The 21,307-nt window shown below is 63.3% G+C and carries 20 protein-coding genes and 1 riboswitch; of the genes, 6 read left to right on the top strand and 14 right to left on the bottom strand.

Features of this window, described 5'->3' with window-relative positions; translation table 11 throughout:
• Positions 1 to 246: 246 nt before the first annotated feature.
• On the top strand, positions 247 to 1,857 hold the full coding sequence (locus AAFP32_RS02715) for an amino acid permease (protein ID WP_350270541.1): 1,611 nt from the start codon (positions 247 to 249) through the stop codon (positions 1,855 to 1,857).
• A gap of 313 nt (positions 1,858 to 2,170) precedes the next feature.
• On the opposite strand, the gene AAFP32_RS02710 is transcribed toward AAFP32_RS02715, so the two are convergent.
• From AAFP32_RS02710 to AAFP32_RS02695, 4 genes are all read right to left on the bottom strand, one after another.
• Positions 2,171 to 3,658: a catalase gene (locus AAFP32_RS02710; RefSeq protein WP_101621119.1), complete on the bottom strand. Its 1,488-nt coding sequence runs from the start codon at positions 3,656 to 3,658 to the stop codon at positions 2,171 to 2,173.
• Between the two features lie 228 nt (positions 3,659 to 3,886).
• Positions 3,887 to 5,176 carry a hypothetical protein gene (locus tag AAFP32_RS02705; protein ID WP_350270540.1) on the bottom strand — a complete coding sequence of 430 codons (1,290 nt, stop codon included), beginning with the start codon at positions 5,174 to 5,176 and terminating at the stop codon, positions 3,887 to 3,889.
• A 312-nt stretch (positions 5,177 to 5,488) separates the two neighbouring features.
• Positions 5,489 to 6,004 carry a HutD family protein gene (locus AAFP32_RS02700; protein WP_350270539.1) on the bottom strand — a complete coding sequence of 172 codons (516 nt, stop codon included), beginning with the start codon at positions 6,002 to 6,004 and terminating at the stop codon, positions 5,489 to 5,491.
• 27 nt (positions 6,005 to 6,031) lie between these two features.
• The gene (locus tag AAFP32_RS02695; protein WP_101642008.1) at positions 6,032 to 6,394 is read right to left on the bottom strand and encodes a VOC family protein; all 363 of its coding nucleotides are present in this window, start codon (positions 6,392 to 6,394) and stop codon (positions 6,032 to 6,034) included.
• A 65-nt stretch (positions 6,395 to 6,459) separates the two neighbouring features.
• A riboswitch (TPP riboswitch) is annotated at positions 6,460 to 6,565 on the top strand.
• Here AAFP32_RS02695 and AAFP32_RS02690 point away from each other — a divergent pair.
• Positions 6,556 to 7,272: a TenA family protein gene (locus AAFP32_RS02690; RefSeq protein WP_350270538.1), complete on the top strand. Its 717-nt coding sequence runs from the start codon at positions 6,556 to 6,558 to the stop codon at positions 7,270 to 7,272. It overlaps the preceding riboswitch by 10 nt.
• A gap of 9 nt (positions 7,273 to 7,281) precedes the next feature.
• Positions 7,282 to 7,980 (top strand): uridine kinase, encoded by a 699-nt coding sequence (locus AAFP32_RS02685; RefSeq protein ID WP_350270537.1) that lies wholly within the window; start codon positions 7,282 to 7,284, stop codon positions 7,978 to 7,980.
• Positions 7,981 to 8,007: 27 nt separating this feature from the next.
• Here the strand turns inward: AAFP32_RS02685 and AAFP32_RS02680 are convergent, their stop codons facing one another.
• Positions 8,008 to 8,259 carry a hypothetical protein gene (locus AAFP32_RS02680; protein ID WP_350270536.1) on the bottom strand — a complete coding sequence of 84 codons (252 nt, stop codon included), beginning with the start codon at positions 8,257 to 8,259 and terminating at the stop codon, positions 8,008 to 8,010.
• Positions 8,260 to 8,411: 152 nt separating this feature from the next.
• Between AAFP32_RS02680 and AAFP32_RS02675 the strand changes: the two genes are divergently transcribed.
• Positions 8,412 to 9,890 carry an NAD(P)/FAD-dependent oxidoreductase gene (locus tag AAFP32_RS02675; RefSeq protein WP_350270535.1) on the top strand — a complete coding sequence of 493 codons (1,479 nt, stop codon included), beginning with the start codon at positions 8,412 to 8,414 and terminating at the stop codon, positions 9,888 to 9,890.
• On the opposite strand, the gene AAFP32_RS02670 is transcribed toward AAFP32_RS02675, so the two are convergent.
• The 4 genes from AAFP32_RS02670 to AAFP32_RS02655 all read right to left on the bottom strand — a co-directional run bounded on the left by AAFP32_RS02670 (position 9,862) and on the right by AAFP32_RS02655 (position 14,605).
• Positions 9,862 to 10,827: a DMT family transporter gene (locus AAFP32_RS02670; RefSeq protein ID WP_350270534.1), complete on the bottom strand. Its 966-nt coding sequence runs from the start codon at positions 10,825 to 10,827 to the stop codon at positions 9,862 to 9,864. The genes AAFP32_RS02675 and AAFP32_RS02670 overlap by 29 nt on opposite strands.
• 99 nt (positions 10,828 to 10,926) lie before the next feature.
• Entirely contained in the window at positions 10,927 to 12,114 is a 1,188-nt protein-coding gene (locus AAFP32_RS02665) for a PLP-dependent aminotransferase family protein (protein ID WP_350270533.1), read from the bottom strand.
• 202 nt (positions 12,115 to 12,316) lie between these two features.
• On the bottom strand, positions 12,317 to 13,624 hold the full coding sequence (locus tag AAFP32_RS02660) for a hypothetical protein (protein ID WP_350270532.1): 1,308 nt from the start codon (positions 13,622 to 13,624) through the stop codon (positions 12,317 to 12,319).
• Positions 13,625 to 13,660: 36 nt separating this feature from the next.
• Positions 13,661 to 14,605 (bottom strand): EamA family transporter, encoded by a 945-nt coding sequence (locus AAFP32_RS02655; protein ID WP_350270531.1) that lies wholly within the window; start codon positions 14,603 to 14,605, stop codon positions 13,661 to 13,663.
• Positions 14,606 to 14,695: 90 nt separating this feature from the next.
• Here AAFP32_RS02655 and AAFP32_RS02650 point away from each other — a divergent pair, with 90 nt between their 5' ends.
• The gene (locus tag AAFP32_RS02650) at positions 14,696 to 15,583 is read left to right on the top strand and encodes a LysR family transcriptional regulator (protein ID WP_350270530.1); all 888 of its coding nucleotides are present in this window, start codon (positions 14,696 to 14,698) and stop codon (positions 15,581 to 15,583) included.
• 18 nt (positions 15,584 to 15,601) lie between these two features.
• Here AAFP32_RS02650 and AAFP32_RS02645 read toward each other — a convergent pair whose 3' ends face one another.
• From AAFP32_RS02645 to AAFP32_RS02635, 3 genes are all read right to left on the bottom strand, one after another.
• A complete protein-coding gene (locus AAFP32_RS02645) occupies positions 15,602 to 16,465 on the bottom strand; it encodes a hypothetical protein (protein ID WP_350270529.1) in 864 nt (287 codons plus the stop codon).
• Positions 16,462 to 16,983, bottom strand: coding sequence for a hypothetical protein (locus AAFP32_RS02640; RefSeq protein WP_350270528.1), 522 nt, complete (start codon positions 16,981 to 16,983; stop codon positions 16,462 to 16,464). Before AAFP32_RS02640 ends, AAFP32_RS02645 begins: the two co-directional genes overlap by 4 nt.
• A gap of 133 nt (positions 16,984 to 17,116) precedes the next feature.
• The gene (locus tag AAFP32_RS02635) at positions 17,117 to 17,932 is read right to left on the bottom strand and encodes a hypothetical protein (RefSeq protein ID WP_350270527.1); all 816 of its coding nucleotides are present in this window, start codon (positions 17,930 to 17,932) and stop codon (positions 17,117 to 17,119) included.
• Positions 17,933 to 18,060: 128 nt separating this feature from the next.
• On the opposite strand from AAFP32_RS02635, the gene AAFP32_RS02630 reads away from it, so the two are divergent.
• Positions 18,061 to 18,282, top strand: coding sequence for a DUF3073 domain-containing protein (locus AAFP32_RS02630; protein ID WP_350271439.1), 222 nt, complete (start codon positions 18,061 to 18,063; stop codon positions 18,280 to 18,282).
• 418 nt (positions 18,283 to 18,700) lie between these two features.
• Here the strand turns inward: AAFP32_RS02630 and purM are convergent, their stop codons facing one another.
• Complete coding sequence (gene purM, locus AAFP32_RS02625) at positions 18,701 to 19,795, bottom strand: phosphoribosylformylglycinamidine cyclo-ligase (protein ID WP_350270526.1); 1,095 nt, start codon at positions 19,793 to 19,795, stop codon at positions 18,701 to 18,703.
• A gap of 1 nt (position 19,796) precedes the next feature.
• Entirely contained in the window at positions 19,797 to 21,278 is a 1,482-nt protein-coding gene (gene purF / locus AAFP32_RS02620) for an amidophosphoribosyltransferase (protein ID WP_350270525.1), read from the bottom strand.
• Positions 21,279 to 21,307: the final 29 nt, after the last annotated feature.

Genomic DNA, 21,307 nt, shown 5'->3' with positions numbered 1-21,307 from the left:
TTCCGCACCCATTCCACAATCGCGTTCCAGACGGACGCGCACGCGTCAGTCTCGATGTCCGCGCCTGGCCAACAGCCGGATTCCGACGATGCCGACCGGTCAGCGACGACCGGTCAGCGACGACCGGTCCAGACCACAGGAATGGGCCATAGGGGGTTCGGCCCGACGATCCGAGCCGGCCAGACAGCCAGCCAGCCGGCCGGCCGGCCAGCGGAAGCAATCATTTCGAGAAGAACGGTGTTCTCCATGAGCAATGAATCCTCTCCACCCAACGATCCGGCATCCGGGCCGACGCCGCACGATGGCACAAACGATCACGACGCTGCCGCCCCGGCCCTCAGCGCTGACGAGGCCAGTCTTGCCGAACTCGGGTACAAGCAGGAGCTCAAACGCGGCATGTCGGGCTTCGGCAACTTCGCGGTCTCCTTCTCCATCATCTCGATCCTCGCCGGCTGCATCACCTCCTACAGCATTGCGCTCGGATCGGGCGGCCCGGCCGCGATCACAATCGGGTGGCCGCTGGTCGGCATCTTCGTCCTCTGCGTGGCACTGGCCATGGCTGAAGTCTGTTCAAAGTACCCGACGGCGGGTGGGCTGTACTTCTGGGCCGGCCGCCTGGCCAAACGCAACAAGCGGCATTGGGCCTGGTACGTGGGATGGTTCAACTTCCTCGGCGAGGTGGCCGTGACTGCAGCCATCGACTTCGGCGCGGCGACGACCATGATGGCCTTCGCGGCACTGACCTTCGGAGTCGTGCCCACGGCCCTCAACACGTTCCTGCTGTTCCTCGTCATCATCACCCTGCATGGTCTGCTCAACACCTTCGGCGTCAACCTGGTCAATCTGCTCTCCGGCGTCTCCGCCTGGTGGCACATCGTCGGTGTGCTCGTCATCGTCACTGCCCTGTGGATCATGCCCACGAAGCATCAGTCGTTCAGCTGGACCATGACGGCCTGGCACAACGAAACCGGGTTCACGTTCATGCCGTTCGTCTTCCTCATGGGTCTGCTCATGGCCCAGTACACGTACACCGGCTATGACGCCTCGGCACACGTGGCCGAGGAGACCAAGAACGCTTCGACCGCCGCACCCAAGGGCATCGTCATGAGCGTGGTCATCTCGATCATCGGTGGTTGGATCCTGCTGTATTCGATCACGGCCGCGATCCAGGACGGTTCCGAGGCTGGACTGACCGCGCTCAATGCCACGGCAACGGGTCTGCCGCCGGCACAGGTGTTCCTCGACGCCCTGAACAACCCGACGATGGCGAAGTTCCTGCTCTTCATCGTCTGCGGCGCCCAGTTCTTCTGCGGCATGGCGTCGGTGACGGCGAACTCGCGGATGAGTTACGCATTCTCCCGCGACGATGCGATCCCCGGCTCCAAGCATTGGAAGAAGGTCAATCCACGCACCGGCACACCCACGAACTCGATCTGGCTGTGCATCGTGCTGTCCTCGATTCTGACCGTGCCGGCGCTGTTCAATGAGACCGCTTACCTGGCGGTGACGAGTGTAGCGGTGATCGGGCTCTACATCGCCTATGTTGCGCCCGTTCTGCTGCGGCGGCTCCGGGGCGATGACTTCAAGGCCGGCCCTTGGAATTTGGGGCGCTGGAGCGCAGTCATCGGGTGGATCGCTGTCGTCTGGGTGATCTTCATCTGCATCCTGTTCGTGCTGCCGCCCACGCTGCCGATCACCATCTCGACCTTCAACTACTCCCCCATCGCTGTGCTCGCAGTCCTCGTCCTCAGCATCGTGCTCTGGTACGCCCGAGGCAAGAAGCACTTCATGCAGCACCTCGACAAGGAGCAGCTGGCCACCGACGAGAAGAAGCTCCTCGACGAGATCGATGACTAAACGGTCCTGGCCCACGGCTGGTCGGCTCTCAATCAATGCTGAGTTCGAAATTGTCGGCGCCAGTGACGACTTTTTCGACCTCAGCGTTGATCGACGCAAGGAGACCTAGCCAGATGAGCGCTCTCTCCGCCCGCTGGCGGGAGACACAGCGCGCACTCCGGCCGCCCACCGTAGCTGGAGCCGCAGACGAAAACGACCCGGGTGCCTCAACTTGAGGCACCCGGGTCGTCAACATGTCTGGCCGCTAGCGGCCGGGTGAGGGCATCAGCTTCGCACCGATGCTCACACCACCCGACTCACTCCGACTTCCGGATCACGCTGTCTCGGACTTGTACTTGTCCTCGATTGCGCGGCCGACCTCGTCATCGATGTTGCGCCAGTACTGGAAGACGTTGGAGAGCACGGGCTCTTCCACGCCGTCCTTCAATGCACCGACGACGGTTTCGATGAGGCCCTGGCGCTCCTCTTCAGAGTAGACCTCGCGAATCAGAGTGTGTGCCTGGCCGAAGTCATCGTCCTCCGCGTGGAGCGTGGCGGCGCTGCGAACGAGCTCACCATCGGATTCCCACCGTGCCTCAACCGGAGTCTCCGCGGCCTGGTACGGACGGCCGTAGGAGTTGGGTGCATAGTTCGGAGCATCACCTGAGTGGTGGTACTCCATCTGACCTTCCTTGTCATAGGAATTGGTCTTCGTAACGGGTGCGTTGACCGGCAGCTGGTTGAAGTTCGTGCCGATGCGGTTCCGCTGTGCGTCTGGGTAGGAGAATACGCGGCCCATGAGCATCTTGTCGGGCGAGATTCCGGTGCCCGGCACGGTGTTCGAGGGGCTGAATGCAGCCTGCTCGATCTGGGCGAAATGGTTCGACGGGTTCTTGTTGAGCGTGAACTTCCCGATCTCCATGAGCGGGTAGTCCTTCTTCGACCAGGTCTTGGTGAGGTCGAAGGGGTTGAAGCGGTAGGTCTTGGCCTCTTCGTAGGGCATGATCTGGACGCTGACGGTCCAGGACGGGTAGTCGCCGCGCTCGATCGCGTCGAACAGGTCGCGACGGTGGACGTCTCCGTCCTCGCCTGCGAGCTGGCCGGCTTCCTCGTTCGTCATGTTCTCCACACCCTGATCGGTGTGGAAGTGGTACTGGACCCAGAAGCGTTCGCCGGCGTCATTGGCCCACATGTAGGTGTGTGAGGAGTATCCGTTCATGTTCCGCCAGGTCTTGGGCAGACCACGCGGTCCCATGAGGTAGGTGACCTGGTGTGCCGATTCGGGCGAGAGCGACCAGAAGTCCCACTGCATGTTGTTGCTGCGCAGGCCTGAATCAGGGGTGCGCTTCTGCGAGTGGATGAAGTCGGGGAACTTCATGGGATCACGGACGAAGAACACGGGGGTGTTGTTGCCCACCATGTCGAAGTTTCCGTCTTCGGTGTAGAACTTGAGCGCGAATCCACGCACGTCACGCCAGGAATCAGGTGAGCCCAGCTCACCGGCGACGGTGGAGAACCGTGCGAGCATCGGGGTCTTGGTGCCCTTCTGCAGGAACTTAGCCCGGGTGTAGGCGGAGACGTCTGCAGTGATCTCCAGTTCACCGAAGGCACCGGAGCCCTTGGCGTGGGGACTGCGCTCGGGAACGCGTTCGCGGTCGAACCGAGCCAGCTTCTCGACGAGTTCAACGTCGTGGAGGAGGAGAGGGCCGTCTGCTCCGACGCTCAGCGAATGCGCGTCGGACTCTCGCGGCTTACCTGCCTCGGTCGTCGAGGGCTTCGTGCCGTCGAATCCTGGGTGTTCATGATCAGCGTGTTTCGTCATTGCTTCTCCTTCAACCGATTGGGCGACGGGGAGTCATTCTTCCCGGTCCACTTCATCCATCATAGGACGAACATTGCTCGTCTGCGTCCGATGAGGCGGAGGGCCGATCACGGCTCCCGTGATATCGAGTTCCTGGCAGCGTGCAGAAGACTGTCGCAACCGATTTTCACGCTAACCAGTTTCCTTATCTGGTACAAGCAAGGCCACCCTCCTCAATATTCCGGCCCCTCATCCTTCGGCTGTCGCGGCACTTGAACCGCCTGCCGAGCTCGAGCCGGAGCTTCCGGAGTCAGAGCTTCCCGCGCTGCCCTGCGAGCCGGAACCCGAACTTCCACCCGAGGACGTTGCTCCCCCGCCCGAGGCATCCGCCCCGGAGCTGCTGGATCCGCTCGAATCGCTGCCGGCTCCGGCAGTATCGTCACCGGTGGCTGCGGATGAGCTGGCATCAGTGCCCTGGTCAGTGCCCGTCTGATCGGCAGTCGAGGAGGCCGTCGAGCTGCCCTCGTTCGCCGAGGTGGACTGCCCTTCGCTCGTCGTCGAACCCTCGTTTCCGCTTCCCTGATTCGGGTTCTGGCCGGGTTGGGAATCTGCCCCGGATGAGCCGGATTCGGAGGTGCCGCCACCGTCTTGTGAGCTTCCGGAGTCATCCCCGGTGCCGGAGTTTCCGGACACGGATCGTGAGATCTGCGAGGTCCCGGGCGAGATGTCGGCATCGGTGAATGATTCGGCCATGACCACGGCACCCAGTCCGATTCCGAATGTCGCCACCCCGATAGCCACCGGGTAGAGGACTCGTTTGCGGCGCAGCTTCTGCCACCACGATTTGGGTTCGTCGCTGGATCCCTCGGTGTCGGCGGATGACGTGGCATCGGACGACCTGGCATCGGATGACGTGGCGTCGAGGCTCGTGTCTGCGGCTGCCTCGTCGTGCAGGCTCCCGAAGGTTCCAGCGACCCGGGAAGGTCCTGACGCTTGGAACGTTGCAACCGCGGCGGATCTCTGCGTTTTGACACCGAGTGACGTCGCCTTGACGGCCGGAGCCAGCTTTGTGCCGACTTCCTTGATCTTCTCTTTGCCCTTGTCGAGGCTGCTGGTATAGAGCGTCACTGCGAGTCCGGTGATGATGCTCGCGACCCCTGCACCGACGACCGTTCCGGCGACACCCAGTTGTCCGCCGATGACCGAAGAGGTGGCCGCGGCTGCGGCACCGGCGAGGAGCTGAGTCGCGGAGACCCTGCTTTCGCTCTTCGTCTTCTTCTCGGCTTTGTCATTCGTGTCGGTGTCCAGCGGTGCCGATTCACCGAGATCAGCAGTGTCGTTCACCACCGTCGTGTTCGCCTGCAGCATCCGAGTCGCCGACCCCTGCGATTCTTCGCGGCGGATCGGATTCGGCGGCAACACCGGTGTCGTCACGTGCGGGGTCGGCGGCGGCGTCGACTGGGTGTTTCTGACGTGTGTGGCTGAGTGTGCGGCTGCGAGTTCTTCGGTGATCAGAGGCAGGGTCTGAGACGCCTGCACGATCGTTTCAAAGTCGCCGTCTCGCGATGCTGATCTGTCGTGACCGGACGCTGCGCCGTCCTGCCCGTTCAGTCTGCCTGACTCATTCTGATTCGACCCCAAAGTTCCTCCGATGACTGGTCCCTGAGTCCAGTATCGGCCGTCGATGTACGGAGTTCCTGACTCACCCCCTCGGAAGCTGAGACAACGCTGTGAGCAGGCAACGTCCCCATGATGGCTGACCTGCGATGATGCCGTTCCATGTGACGCACGGGACAAGCGCTTCGCAGGATATTGGCAGGTCCGGATTCGGCGCCTGCGACGGCCCCTGCCTCAGTGCAGAATGGCCACGCCGAGGTGGTCCGGAAGTACATCCGATTTCTCGAGTTCCAGCAGCTGGAATCTCGGTTGTCCGGGACCCGAATCCAACGTCACTGCAAACAGCCCGGAGCCGGTGAATCGAGTCGACATCTCCAACGCACGTGGACCTGAGCTGGCCCCGTCATCGATCTCGACCATGAGGTTGAGTGCGAAGCACGGAGAGCCCAGTTCGACGAGCGAGACGTTCTGTTCCCCACGGAACCTCTGGGGTTCGTCTTGGGCGACGAAGTGCAGCTGTCCATCAATCTCAAGGCCGACCTCGGCGCCGATGGGAAGAAACGTACGTGCCAGGCCCGGCAACGGGGAGAACGCAGCCGGGCGGTCCAGACGCGCGATGCTCAGGCGCCACCGCCGAAGGCTCGGGGTCAGGGCCTGGGAATCTGTGAGTGAGACGAGCTCGGTCGTCTCCCCCGCACCGTTGGCCCACGGAACCGGTTCGAGGTCGCCGAATGAGGTGATCACGTGCATGTGATCACTGTAGCCCCGGTCAGAAGCTCAGTTCAGAACGATGCAGAACGGGTGACCTGCCGGGTCCAGGAAGACACGGAAGCTCTCACCCGGCTGTTCGGCTGCCTTTCCTGCACCGAGTTTGACCACGGCCGCCTCGGCGACATCAAGGTCATCGACGACGACGTCGAGGTGCATCTGCTGCGGGTGGGCCTGGCTCGGCCAGCTGGGTGCGTGGTAGTCCTCGACCTGTTGGAAGCAGATCGGCGGCCAGGAATCGGATGTGATCTCTGCCCAGGTGCCGTCGTCATCGACTCTGACCTGCCAGTCGAGGAGTTCACCGTAGAACTCCGCGAGTTCGCGTGCGTCAGGAGCGTCGAGAACGACGACGGGCTGCTTTGCGATTGCCATGCGAGCAGTCTACGCGCCGCCGGTGACACGGTGAAGAGCTCAGATGCTGGGCTGGTGCTAGTCTCGAAGCACCACAGGGGAGCGCCGCGACAACGGCGCTGAGAGTGCGCAAGCAGACCCTTCGAACCTGATCCGGTGAGCACCGGCGGAGGAAGTGAGAAATGACAACGATGAACGATGTTCCACAGCAGACCAGCACCAGTATTCGTCTGAATCCAGGCGGGCCGGTGGCGAAGTTGAGTGCGGCGACTGCCCCCACCTGGGATGCCGCGGTCGGGCACAGGTTCGTGGCGGAACTGTTCGCCGGGACCGTCGAGGATTCTGTGATGAAGAAGTACCTGGTCCAGGACTATCAGTTCTTCGAATCGTTCCTGTCGATGCTCGGGGCCTGCGTCGCCCACGCCGATGACATCGCCCCCAAACTCCGGTTTTCCAAACAGCTCGGATTCCTCGAAGCCGATGAGAACTCCTACTTTCTTCGTGCCTTCGCCGAGGTAGGTGTTCCCGCCGTTGAATACGAGGCTCCGGTGCTGACTGATCCGACCGCACGGTTCCGCAACATCATGGATGAGGCGGTCGCTTCTGCCTCTTACCCGGACCTGCTCGTCGTGCTCGTCATCGCCGAATGGCTCTACCTCGATTGGGGCGAACGCGAGGACCCGATGCCCCGTCGCCACGTTCACACCGGGTGGATCGACCTGCACCGTGGTGAGGACTTCCGGGCCTGGGTGCAGTTCCTCGTCGACGAACTCGAGAGGGCGTTTCCCATCGGCGACGATGCTGAGTCCCTCGCGAACAGGGACCGGTTGACCCAACTATGGCAGAGGACAGTCGGCGTGGAGTTGGCGTTCTTCGATGAGGCGTATGTGCCCGGCTGAGGATGGCACATGATGAGCACCCGCCGTTCGGTTCTGCGACAGTTGCTTGCACAGATCCGCGAGATCAACTCTGGCGGGCGAGGCCTCATTGCCATCGACGGACTCGACGGTGCTGGCAAAACCGTCCTTGCCGAAGAGCTTGTCCAGCTGGCGGCCCAGGACGGGCTCCGGCCCGTTGCGTCACTGAGCATCGACGGATTCCACCACCCACGTTCGGTTCGGTACGCGCAGGGTCGTGGACCTGAGTCATTCTACCGTGACTCCTACGACTACACGGCGTTCAAGCGGTCTGTTGTGACTGCGTTCAAGCAGGGACTGCCGGTTGTTCCAGCCGTCTGGGATGTTGTTGCCGATGCCAGTGTCGAGGGCGCACATTTCAGCCTCGAATTGTCACAGGACTGCGTCCTCCTCGTGGATGGCATCTTTCTCCATCGGCCAGAACTCCGCGAAGTGTGGGACGCCAGCGTCTGGGTGCAGGTACCTTTCGCAGTCTCTGTTCCGCGCGGGAACGAACGCTTCCCCGGGCAGTACGATCCTGACCCCGAGGCGGAATCCAATCATCGCTATGTCGGCGGACAGCGGCTCTATTTCGCACAATGCTCGCCGTGGGAGACTGCGACGTGGATTCTCGACAACGAAGATCTGGCACACCCCACCTTGCGGCCCCCTCCCGAGAAGGCCGCCGATAGATCAGTGTCCGAAAACTAGAAAGACGCCCACGGCACACCACCTGCCTCACACGGGAGCATGCCGATTGTGCTGGACGATCTTCGCGACGACCGCACCCACGGCGCAGCCGACTGCGACGAGGAACGGCACACCGACAACCACCACTTCGACGATCATGATGAACGGGTGTTGGAACATGTTCGCCAAGATATTCACCGCAGCGAATGTCACCATGCTGATGGCGAGGAAGAGCCCGGCTGTCTTCACCAGTCGAACCGGCAGTGTCCCCGGACGGTCACGGACGTTCGATGTACTCATCGCCGATCACCTTCGATCCTGATCACTGTAGACGCCGTCTGCGCCACTTGCGATGTGCTTTGAGGCTACGCCTGAAAGCTTGGCATGCCATGGGGATAACTGGGATGTTCGATGCATGAGAGAGCTGCCTCCTCTGCACCTAGACTGAGTCCATGAGCAATCCCCAGGTAGATGTCGCTGTCGTCGGTTCCGGACCCAACGGCTTGGCCGCAGCAGTGACCATGGCTCGGGCCGGTCTCTCGGTCCAGGTCTTCGAGGCCCAATCCTCCGTCGGTGGTGGCGCACGCACCCTCGATCTCGGGCTGGCTCCCGGGATCACTCACGACATCTGCTCGGCCGTACACCCGCTGGCGATCTCGAGCCCCTTCTTCGTCGACTTCGATCTGCGTTCCCGGGGCCTTGAGTTCACCACCCCGGAAGTCTCCTACGCTCAGCCCCTCGACGATCAGCCCGCCGCGCTGGCATTCCATGATCTCGAGGCAACGGTCGACCACCTCGGCGCGGCCGGACCCGAGTGGCGACGCTTCTTCGCCCCACTCCTCGAACGTGTCGATGATGCGATCTGGTTGTCCCTGGGCGACAAACGCTCAATCCCGGAGACCCTGCGCGATGTCCCCGGTATCGCCAACGTGGTGAAGTTCGGGATGCGCCTGCTGTCCCAGGCGAGCCCGGCCTGGAACATTCCGCTCTCACATGAGACGTCCCAGTCCCTGTTCACCGGCGTCGCCGCACACGCGATCGGCGGCCTGCCGAGCATGGGCACGGCAGCTACGGCCACCATGCTCGCGACCGTCGCCCACGCCGGTGGCTGGCCGTCCCCTGTCGGTGGTTCGCAGGCGATCATCGACGCCATGGTCGCCGACCTCGAGGCCCATGGCGGATCGGTGACCACGAATGCGCGCATCGATCACGTCTCCGATATGCCCTCAGCCCGCGCATACCTGCTCGACACCTCGGCGCTGAATGCCGCACAGATCTTCTCCGGCCTCATCCCGGCCCGCGTCGACAAGTCGCTGCGCAGCTTCAAGCAGGGCAATGCCGCGGCCAAGGTCGACTTCGTCCTCAACGGGCCTGTGCCCTGGGCTGATCCCAACATCAACCGTGCCGGCACCATCCACGTCGGCGGAACCCGGACGCAGATGGCCGCCGCCGAGGCAGACGTCCTTGCCGGACGCATGCCGGCCCACCCAGTCTGCCTGGTCTCCGACCCGACCGTGTTCGATCCCTCGCGTGAGGTCAACGGATTGCGCCCACTGTGGACCTACGCTCATGTGCCCTTCGACTGTCCGCTCGATCCGACCGAATACATCATCGAACAGATCGAGCGCTTCGCCCCCGGCTTCCGCGACACAATCGTGTCCTACAACTCGATCCCCGCTTCGGAGATGGCCGGACACAACCAGAACCTCATCGGCGGCGACATCGCCACCGGGCTCGTCTCCTTCTACCGGATGATGGCCCGACCGCGAACCAGCTGGGACAATTACAGCCTCGGCGTCCCCGGCGCCTATCTGTGTTCGGCCGCGACCCCACCGGCGCCCGGAGTCCACGGCATGAACGGCTGGTTCGCGGCCCGGCGGGCGTTGAAGACGCAGTTCGGCATCACCGAGGCGCCGAGTCTGGCCCCCTGAGAACCTGTCGGCGCCGGCGCGAACGCATCCGCCACACTCCGTTGGCTACGGCCACCGCCACGACAACGAGGCCTGCCCCAAGCGCCTGATCCACGGTGAGCGTCTCGCCGAGGATCAATGCCGCAAGCACGAGGGCGAGCACGGGTTGGATGAGCAGCAGACTCGCTGTCATCGACGGCACCAATCGGACGCTTCCCCTGTTGATGAACAGCCACGCCACCACCTGCCCCAGAAGGGCCAAGGCGATGAGGAACATCCACGAGTTCGGACCGATCCCGGTGAGGTGGATGCCGCCGGTGAACTGGGCGACGATTGCCGCGGTCACCGCCGCCGAGGCGGTCGCCCAGGCCAGGGGCTGAATTGTTCCCTCGGCCTTACGTCTTGTTCCCCGGCGGGTGAGAAACATGTACACCCCGTATCCGATCCCGGCGATAAGGGCCAGACTGGTGCCGAGAACGGCGTTCTCGCCAACCTCGGCGAAAGACACGATCCCGCCCACCAGTCCGACGCCGATGAGCATCAGCGGCAGGGAGATGAGGAAGCGTGCGCTCACACGCTCACGGTCGATGACCAGGGCGAGCAGAGGCAGCACGATGACCTGGACGTTGACGAGCACAGTGGCGACACCCGCACCCACCAGGTAGATCGAGGCCGTCCACGCAATGTAGTCGATGCCCAGTGCCACCCCGGCCGCGATCGCCCAGAGGACCCCCGCCCGGGAGAGCCCGCCTCGGCGTCGGCGCTCAAACAGAGCCAGGGGCACGAGGGCGATGACTGCGATCGCGCACCGCAGCACGGCCGTCGTCGCCGCATCCACGCCTGCAAGTTTGACCAGGATCGCCGAGATCGACAGGCACAGAGCACCGGCAAGCACCACCATCGCGGCGAGCGCGGTCGATGGGTTCGGCTCCGGAACGACCCTGGGTGCGACGGTCATATGTTGACCGTAAGCCCGCGGGTCCGATTTGGCACCACCTCCGGGGCATGTCGCTGCAGCCTCAGGCCGCCGCGGTGACGATCAGATCGTGATTCTCGTTCAGATGTGTTCGTTGAGGATCGCGCCCAACCGGGTCAGGGCATCGACCATCTCCTCATCCGACTGGCCCGAGTAGCTGAACCGGGCGAAGTTGCTGCGCTGCTCGGTCGGGAAGAATGATACCCCGGGCACGTAGGCAACCCGCGCTTCGGGCAGAGCATGATCGGCCATGAAGACGGTCGCGTCGAAGCCTTCGGGGAAGGTCACCCAGGTGAAGAGTCCGCCTTCGGGTTTGGTCACGGCCACCTCGGCGGGGAAATGCTCGGCCATGGTCGAGAGCATGAGGTCACGTTTGGCGAGGTAGACGCCACGCATCGATGAGAGGTGGGCGTCGATGTCGTAGGTCTCGAGGAACCGTGTCACCGCAGTCATATTCAGGGTGGACGACTGAGTGTCGGCGGCGAGCTTGAGCAGGCTGAGCTTGTCGAGGATCTCCGGTGCCGCACTCACCCATCCCAGGCGCACTCCGGGGGCGAGGATCTTCGAGAAGCTGCCGAGGTGGATGACCCGGTCCTCGGTGTCCAGTGAGGCCAGGGTGGGCTGTGCTTCGCCTTCGAAGCGCAGCTCGCGGTAGGGCGAGTCCTCGAGGATGAGCACATCGAATTCGTTGGCCAATTCGATGATGCGCTTGCGGCGCTCGAGGCTGAGGCTGACACCGGTCGGGTTCTGGAAGTCGGGGATGACGTAGATGAACTTGACGTTATCTGTCCCCCGCAGCGTTGCTTCGAGGGCGTCGACATCCATGCCGTCGGAGTCCATCTCGACGGCCGCGTACTCGGGTTGGCAGGGGTTGAACGCGATGAGGGCACCGAGGAAGGTCGGATTCTCCGTCACGATGACATCGCCCGGGTTGATGAGCAGTTTTGCCACCAGATCGAGCCCCTGCTGGGCGCCATGAAGGATGAGAACATCATCGGCATCCGTCGCCGCACCCGCAGCCGACATGCGTGTGGCGATCTGCGCGCGCAGACCTGGCAGCCCCGCCGAGGCGGTGTACTGCAGAGCGGTTGCACTGTCCGTAGTCAGGACCTCGGTGTAGATCCGCTGAAGCTCGACTGCCGGGAATAGTGATGCATCCGGGTACCCACCGCCGAAGGAGGTGATGGACGGATCGTCGCCGTATTTGAGCAGCTCACGGATGGCAGACGGCTGGACGCGAGCAATGCGATCGGCGAACTTCGATGACACTGTTTCTCCTTTGAAGACTCAGCCATGAGCACTTGCGACATGACAGGTGCTGACGGTGCGGACACCACCGGTGATCCGCTGAGCATACAGCCGAATCATGGTGCCCGGGTGCGGTGTCCGTGGAGCACCGCCGGAGTCGATATTCACAGCGCTCAGATCATCGTTCGACGCGTCCCCGCGGGGACGTTTCTGCTCGCCGCCTTCACTGTGTCGGCGTCCGCCGCCACGCGTCTGCATCGTTGTCGTAGACCCACTCGACCACTTCGGTGACAGTGTCGACGACGTCATTGAGCCAGAACGTCATATCCGGGTGCCAACCCGCCATGAGGCTCACGGTGGCATCATCGGTGTTCCCGATCGTGGGCAGGGACGGTGAAGTTTCCACGAGGCTGTGATCGCCGACTTCTACGACGGAGCCTGCGGTGCGCAGATAACCGGCCAAGCTCACGTGCACCCCGTCGAATTCCTCGGCCACTCGTGGCCAGTCGGGAATCACCCACCGGCCCTTGCGCCCGGTCGTCTCTGACCACACATAACGGCGTTGAGCAGTGACGTCGAGCGGAAAACGCCGGCACAGCTGCGCCCAGTCCTCGGGCCAGCAGATCTCAGCGATGTGGGCTTCCGGGCGCAGTCGCAGGCGGCAGGCCCGCGCGCGTTCGAGACCGAAATCGTCTTCGACGAGTTCAACCCCGATCGGGGTCTGGTCCGGCCAGGTTGATGTTGAGGTCCAGAGCCCTTTGGGCGGGGTCGACCGCCATTCGCCGCTGACCTCGTCATTGGGGTCTTTGACCAAGTCGTGACGGTACTCGGTTTCCGTAGTGAGGACATGGCCGAGCCACGCATCGAAGCCCCATGGCAGTCTGTCCCCGTCCCCATCCGCAGGTGAGAACAGATCGGCAAGCGAGATCGCAGGTCGGCTCTCTGCTTGGTCGATAGGACCTGTCGGGTGCGTGAAAACGGCCGGCAGACCGCCGCGATGTTCCTCATCGTCCCAGGCCAGCGCCCATTGGTTCTCCGTGTCGAGGGGGCGGGACCACGCGTCGAGCAGACCGGTGCCGATGAGCTCCTCTGCGAAGGGTCGCAGGGCCTCACACACCTCGGGTCCAGCGGCGATGTGATCAGCCCCGTGCGGAGGCTGCCAGTACATGGCACCTCCGATCACTTCGGCCATCGTGTGCTCGAGCTCGGCCTGGCTCGGTTTGGACGGTGTGACGAATCGCAGCTTCTCGGCGACGTCGCCGGCCGTCACGGCACCGGGTGCCGGTTCCGAGTCACCTTCACCGAGGTACATCGCCACCGCGGCCCCCTGCGCTTTGTCGGCAAGATAGCCGGCGATGAAGACAGCGTTGCGAAACTCGTCCAAGGCACGCGCCGACGCTGTGAGGGGCTGGCCTTCGTCGTCGAATTCGTCCTCACGCCCGCTCAGGGCCAGTCCGAACACGAGCGAGCGTCCCCGCGGGGACGCCAAGAGATCCTCAGCAGTGAGGGGCCGGTGATGCGTCGAAGTCATGGGCACAACATTAGCTCGGTGTCAGGGGCGGCGCCCTCACCGCGTCCCCGCGGGGACGTCGGCCACATCTTCGACGTCGGTGGGCACCACCTCGGCGAGTATCTTCGGCCCCTTCGCAGCGCGCATTCCTGCTCCGAGGACGCCGATGATGACGAGGACGGCTCCGCACATCTCCCCCAGAGACACCGTCTCGCCGAGGACGAACCAGGCCGCACTCATTCCGACGATGGGAACGAGCATTGAGAACGGGGCGACCACTCCAGCGGGGTTGCGCGACATCAGCCACGACCAGATGCCCGAGCCGAGGATCGTGGCGATGATGACCGTGTAGGCGAGGCCGGCGAGGCCCAGCCATCCGGTGGGAGTCATGAGCGTCGTCAGCGACTGCCCGATGGTTGCCGGCCCTTCGATGAGCAGCGCGAGAAGGAGCATCGGCACTGGTGGAACCACCGACATCCACATCGTGAACTTCACGGGCTCGACCGAGTGGGCCTGACGGTTGCAGATGTTGCCGATCGCCCACCCGAAGGCACCGGCGAGCGTGAGCAGGAACGGCAGGAGGCTCGCGCTCGAATCCAGCCTCTGCCAGCCCACGACGCCGAGTCCGGCCATGGCAACGAGCAGGAATGCCATCTGTGATCCGCGTACCCGCTCGCGCAGGAATGTCATGCCCAAGAGCACCGTGAACGGCCCCGAGGCCTGGAGCACAAGTGAGGCCAGACCTGCAGGCATCCCTGCCGCCATCGCCCAATAGAGGAACAGAAACTGCAGGAGCCCGAACCCGAGCCCGTAGCCCACGATCCAGCGGAACTTCACGTCCGGTTTCGGCACGAAGAGCAGAGCCGGAAGTGCCAGCACGGCGAAGCGCAGTGCGACAAGGAAGAAGGGTGGGAACTGTTCGAGCGAAAAATCGATCGCCAGGAAGTTCAGCCCCCACATCACAGCCACCGAGACGGCGAGCAGGCAGTGTTTGAATGACATGCTTCTATTCTCGAGTCGCCAAACACTTAACACAATCGAAATATTCTACACATACCTTGTAGTTGGACTTCACTCTTGTAGCATTGGCCCATGGACCCCAGGCATCTAGAGCTGCTGCGCCGGCTCGACGAACTAGGCAGCGTCACCGCCGTGGCCAGGGCGACGTATCGCACGCCCTCGGCGATATCGCAGCAGCTCAAACAAGCCGCACGGGAACTCGGCCACACTCTCGTCGAGGCCGAGGGCCGCGGACTGAAGCTGACCACGGCAGGCAGGCTGCTTGCCGCAGGAGGCAAGGACGTGGCCTCAGCGCTTGCCCGCGTGAAAGCGGATTGGGAGGACTACCTCGGCGATCCCTCCGGTGAGGTTCGGATTGCCGGGCTGCCCAGTGCGCTGACCTACCTTGTGCCCTCTGCGCTGCGACAGCTGCGGGAGACGAGCCCGAAGATCATCCTGCGCACCGTCGACATGGATCTGGCCGAGCACGAATTCGCGGGTCTGACCTCCGACGTCGACATCGCCATCGCCCACAGCCTGATCTCCGAACGACCGGCTGGGACCGAAGGGCTGAGGGTCGAATCATTGGCCAGGGAACGCATCGACGTGGCCGTGGCTGACTCACATCCGCTGGCGCACAGGGGCGAGCTGACGCCTGAGGACCTCGTCGATGCTCAGTGGATCGGCGTGCCCCACGGGTTCCCATTCGCCACGATCATGTCCTCGATCGAACACGTCACAGGACGTGAGCTCGAGGTCACTCAGCACATTCGGGACAACCGGCTTATCGAGGCGATCGTGGCCTCGAGTCACCAGGTCGCCCTGCTGCCGCGATTCACGACCCCGGAGGATGCCGGGGTCACACTCGTCCCCCTGACCGGAGTCGCGACCACGCGTTGGGTCGTGGCGGTCATGGCCCCCGATACGGCCGAGCGCGCCGCGATCAAACGTGTGCTCGACGCCCTGCGCCGGGACACTTAGCGGGTCGCGGCGAACTACTCAGCAAGTCGCGGCGAAGCGCTTCGGAACCAACTTCTCCAAGGGCAGGAACGCCGCCCAGCAGATCACCGTCGGCAGGAAGTGGATGCCCAGGGCGATATAGGTCATGAGGTGGAAGAGCATGAAGACGATGACGGCACCATAGAGCCATCTGCCCTTGAGGAACAGTACGATCGGCGAGAGGAACTCGAAGACCAACGTCGCCCACTGCCCGGCGATGAGCAGGCCCGGCATCTCGAGGAACGGCTTCGACCATTCGGCACCACGGCGCATGAGCGCCCAGATGATCACGGCTCCGTTGGCCCAGTGGGTGATGTTGCCCGAGGCGATCCACTTCATCACCACAGAGTAGAAGTAGGTGAGAACGACGGAGATCTGCACGACCCGCAATGCCCATCCTGCCTTCGCCGAGGTGGTTCCCACGTCTTGGAATCGTGCGAGACCGACCGTCGGCAGCACCACGACGGCGACGACGAGTGCCATGTGGTCGTGGGCGACGTAGCCGTAGCCCTGCGTGTAGAACATCCACAACCCGAAGGTGATGGCGACGAGCCAGCCGCTGAGGCGCTGGAGGATTCCAGCTGCTGCCATCAGTGAGAAGACGATGATCGCGGCAAGCAGGATCTGTGCGGCGAGGACGCTGACCGGAGGGATGTGGAGGAATCTGGCCAACCACAGCGGCTGATAGAGGTCAGGGGTCCATCCGTGTGGGATGACATCGGCGGAGATGGTCAGCACGTCGACGATGACGAAGAGGTAGATGAAGACGCGGAAGACCGCGACCCGGGCCAAAGAGATCTGGGGCGTGAACCAGGCGATGAGCGGATTGCCGGCCTTCACCTCGGCGGTGGTGGGCTTGTTCACTGCACCTCCCAGGTCGCCAGGATCTTGTGTTCGGGTTCGCCGACGCTGCGGCCGTTGTCCAACTGGGTCACGGTGCGGCAGAGGATCATCGCCTCCGGTTTCGGCTCGTCGGGATGGAGGCGCTCAAAGGAGTCGGCCAGGGTCTGCAGGAGTTCGGGGTGGCTGATGACCCGATCGAGCTGGGACTCGATGTCACCGCGTTCGATTCCCACTGTCGCCGTGTTGAAGCCGAGCCTGCGTGGTTCGTCCTCGCCGGGGAACTGTGCTTCGATGCACGTCGAGTTCACCGTCCCGTTGAGGTCCTTGGCGGTGGCGTACTGCGTGAGTGACCCGAGCGGGAAGAAGTCATTGGTGTTGAGGAACTGTCCGCAGGTGAGGACGATCAGCGCGATCGCGGTCGCTGCGAGGCGCCAGACGATCGACCACGTCGTCATCGGCCTCGGCTTCGTCGCAGACTCGGCCGCAGACTCCGACGGCGGTTTCCTCTTCGTCAGAAGTCGACGCTTCTTCTCATCCATGCGCTGTGTGGTTCATTCTCTCGACGCCGCGGGTACGCAGACCATCGTAGCCGCCTGCCTCCCCCAACTACCTAGCGGCGGTCCAGCAACCTCGCGCGGGGTGCCTGGGCCGCCGTCAGGTAGTTGGAAGGGCTCAGGAACTGCGAGCGTAGAGATTGAGCTGTTCCCACATCGCCGCGTACTTCTGGAAGGATGCGACCGCTGTTTCTGGATCGTCGTTGCTCAGTGCGGTCACCCACGAATCGACGAGCTCCGGTGCCTCGTTGGGCCAGAGCACATCGCTCATCCCACCCAGGTCGAGTTCGAGCACGGAGTTCATGTCGAAGCCGTCGACCCACTGCGCCAAAATCGATGTCTGCTCGACCATGTCGACGACCTTGGACTTGTCTGCCACGGTCTCCGCAGCCCATTCCATTCTCGCCGAGGCGGCCAGGATGTCCGTACGAATGAGGACTCTGAGACCGGCATCGGTTTCGTTCGTGATGATCTGGTCTTCGCTGAGGGAGAAGAACAGCCACCATGACGGCGGCACATCCCATGCCGAGACTCGGGTGAAGACCCGGGTGTCCTTGGCGTCCTGGAGCCACTCGGCGCGCCGACTGGCTGCACGCCTGCGCACCGACTTCGGAGCGATGATGTCCAGCGTCGCCTTCGAGGTGTGCTCGCTCAATGCTTCGAGCGCTTCCCACCCGCGAATGTCCTCCTGGGCGGGGCAGCACCGATCGACTCCGTCCGAAGTCTGAGACGCCGGAAGGAAGATCGGGGTGTTGCGAAACGATTCAGCCACAGGGCTCGGTGGCAGTGAGATCAAGCGCTGGTCGGCGTCATCGGAGACCTCCTCCTCGACCCGAGCACGGTTGTCTTCCACCTGCTCGTCTTGCAATGCGGAATGAACCACGATGGGTTCGAAGATGCGCAGAGTGACAACATAATCGCGACTGTAGGCCATGGGTTCAGCCTATCCAAGGTCGGGCCTCAAAATGGAACTTCCCACTGCGAACAGGTAGGATTTAAGCGCATAGCAGAGATCTAGTCCGGGGCGCTTCGCCCCACATGACGACGGAGGGGGTCACGCCAGTGGGTCGCGGCCGCGCAAAGGCAAAGCAGATCAAGGTAGCCCGGAAGCTGAAATACTACAGCCCGGACACCGACCTGAATAGACTCCAGCAGGAACTGGGTTCCGAGTCGCAGGCGTCCGGTTCGTCAGATCCGTACGACAACGAGCCGGACTATTCGGATTACGCCGACAAGTACAACGTCGACGATGAAGAAGACGACTATACACAGCGCGAATCTTGACCGATCAGCACTGATGTGATCGATGTTCGGGCACCTGAGCATCGGATTCGCTCAAGCAGGAAGGCGGAGGCTACGGCCTCCGCCTTCTGCGTTGCCCGGTTGCTGCGTTGCCTGGTTGCTGCGTTGCCTGGTGGCTGCAGGGACTGTTCAGCCGAAGGGGTTTCGCCCTGAGTGTGTTCTGCCCTACAGCCTGCGGCATCCCATACCCGTAGCTCCAGCTCCTACAGCTGCTTGGCCATCACACCCCGGCAGTTCCACCGACAACCTCAGCAACGAGACGTTTTGGAGCCGAGGGGACGCTTTAGAGCTTCCGGGACGATCCGCAAGCCAACGGGAGCCGAGGCGAAGCGCGTGTACCGCGAAGCGCGTCGGCCGGCACGAAGTCCGCTCACGCCACGCCCACGCTCACGCCACGCCCTCAGCCGAGGATTGCGGCTCCGCCGTCGACGCCCTTGGCGCCTTGGACATAGTCGAGTTCCGAAGCCAGTGAACCGTCGTCGACGCTGACATCGCCGAGCACCCATGAGCCGGGGCAGGCTGCGAGCACGCTGTCGACGGACGCAGCAGAGGACACGAGGACCATGCCGACGCCGAGATTCCAGGTCCGTTCACGGTCTTCCTGTGGGACTCCGCCCAGATCGCCGAGGGTGGAGAAGACCGGAGGGATCTCCCACGACGCCCGCGACATCTTCGCCACGAGGCCCTTCGGCAGCACGCGCGCCACATTGGCAGACAGTCCCCCGCCGGTGACGTGCGAGACCGCATGCACGGCATCGGGCAGAGCAGAGAACAGGGCGTTGAGTTCAGCGGTGTAGACGTGGGTGGGGACGAGGAGCTCTTCCCCCAGAGTGCGACCGAATTCCGGCACGTTGCGATCCAGTCCCCAGCCCGCCTCGGCGATGATGTGTCTGACCAGGGAGTACCCGTTCGAGTGGATGCCAGAAGATGGCAACCCGATGAGCACGTCACCGGCGGCCACCTTCTCAGGTCCCAGCAGTTTGGACGCTTCGACGACACCGGTCGCGGCACCCGCGACATCGTAGTCGTCGACTCCGAGCAGGCCCGGGTGTTCGGCGGTCTCCCCGCCGACCAGTGCGACATCGGCGCTGGCGCACGCCTCGGCGATGCCGCGCACGATGTCGGCGATGCGTTCGGCCACGACCTTGCCGCAGGCGATGTAGTCGGTCATGAACAGAGGCTTGGCACCGCACACGATGATGTCATCGACGACCATGCCCACCAGGTCGTATCCAATGGTGTCGTGCTTGTCGAGAGCCTGCGCGATCGCGACCTTCGTGCCCACGCCATCGGTGGACGAGGCCAGCAGCGGACGGTCGAAGTCCTTGAACACTGAGACGTCGAAGAGTCCGGCGAAACCGCCCACCTCGCCGACGACATTCGCGTTGTGGGTGGCTGCAACTGCGGACTTCATCAGTTCGACGGCGCGGTCACCGGCCTCGACGTCGACGCCGGCAGCGGCATAGGTGGTGGACTTAGCTGGATCGGTGCTCAACTCAACATCCTTTGTCGGCGGGGGTGTTGTTGACAGGAATCGGGTAAACGCCTGAGAAGCAGGCGGTGCACAGTTGGCTGCGCTCCTGCTGGGTGGCTTCGATCATCCCATCGAGGGAGATGTATCCCAGGGAGTCGGCGCCGAGGTTGTCACGGATCTCGTCCATATTCAGGCCGTTGGCAATGAGCTCGGCCCGGGTCGCGAAGTCGATGCCGTAGAAGCAGGGCCACTTGACCGGTGGCGAGGAGATGCGCACATGGATCTCCTTCGCTCCGGCTTCGCGCAGCATCCGGACGAGGGCACGCTGAGTGTTTCCGCGCACGATCGAGTCATCGACGACGACGAGCCGTTTGCCTTCGATGTTCTCGCGCAGCGGATTGAGTTTGAGTCGGATGCCGCGCTGTCGCAGGGTGTCCGAGGGCTGGATGAATGTGCGGCCGACATAGGCGTTCTTCATCAGCCCCTGACCGAAGGGGATGCCGGATCGTTCGGCATAGCCGACGGCGGCCGGCGTTCCCGATTCCGGGGTGGCGATGACGAGATCGGCATCGACGGGAAACTCGTCGGCCAGCTGGCGGCCCATCTGGGTTCTGGCTGCATGCACGGTCTTGCCGTTGAGCACACTGTCTGGCCGGGCCAGATACACGTATTCGAAGACGCAGCGGGCCTGGTCCTGTTCGGCGAATCGGAAGGAGCGCAGACCGTCTTCGTCGATGGCGATGAGTTCGCCCGGTTCGACATCGCGCACGAAGGAGGCGCCCACGATGTCAAGCGCCGCGGTCTCAGAGGCCACGACCCAGCCGTTCTCCATTCGCCCCAGCGACAGCGGCCTGACCCCGTGGCGATCACGTGCAGCGTAGAGGGTGTTCTCGTCCATGAAGGCCAGTGAGAACGCACCTTCGACCTTGGGCAGGAGGTTCAGTGCCGCCTCGGTGAGGTTCTCGCCCTCTTCGGTGGCGAAGAGTTCTGTGACCAGGGAAGTGTCATTGGAGGAGTCGCGGAAGGGCCGAGTTCGGGTGACCTTCTTCGTCGCGTCCTTGACGACTTTGTCGGCATCGTCGCGACGACCGTCGGCCAGAGCCTCGAGCTCGTCGAAGTTCGTCAGGTTGCCGTTGTGCGCCAACGCCACGGTGCCGAACGGCGTGGGGCCCAGCGTGGGCTGTGCGTTCTCGAATGACGGCGAACCGGTCGTCGAGTAGCGCGTGTGCCCGAGTGCGATGTGGCCCTGCAGAAGTTCGAGATCGCGTTCGTGGAAGACCTGTGAGACCAGGCCCATGTCGCGGTAGATCAGGATCTGCTTGCCATTGCTGGCAGCGATGCCCGCGGACTCCTGTCCGCGGTGCTGCAGAGCATAGAGCCCGAAGTAGGTGAGTTTGGCGATCTCCTCGCCTGGTGCCCAGACTCCGAATACTCCACAAGCATCCTGAGGTCCGCGGTCCAGGGGGTCGATTTCGTGCGTTAGTTGCCCGTCTCCTCTTGCCACATGAAGGATTCTCTCACATCGGTGAGCCC

Origin of the sequence: Brevibacterium sp. CBA3109, from assembly GCF_040256645.1 — a bacterium.
Classification (GTDB): domain Bacteria; phylum Actinomycetota; class Actinomycetes; order Actinomycetales; family Brevibacteriaceae; genus Brevibacterium; species Brevibacterium koreense.
Note: the sequence above shows the minus strand (reverse complement) of the source record. Positions and strands in the feature narration are given on the sequence as shown.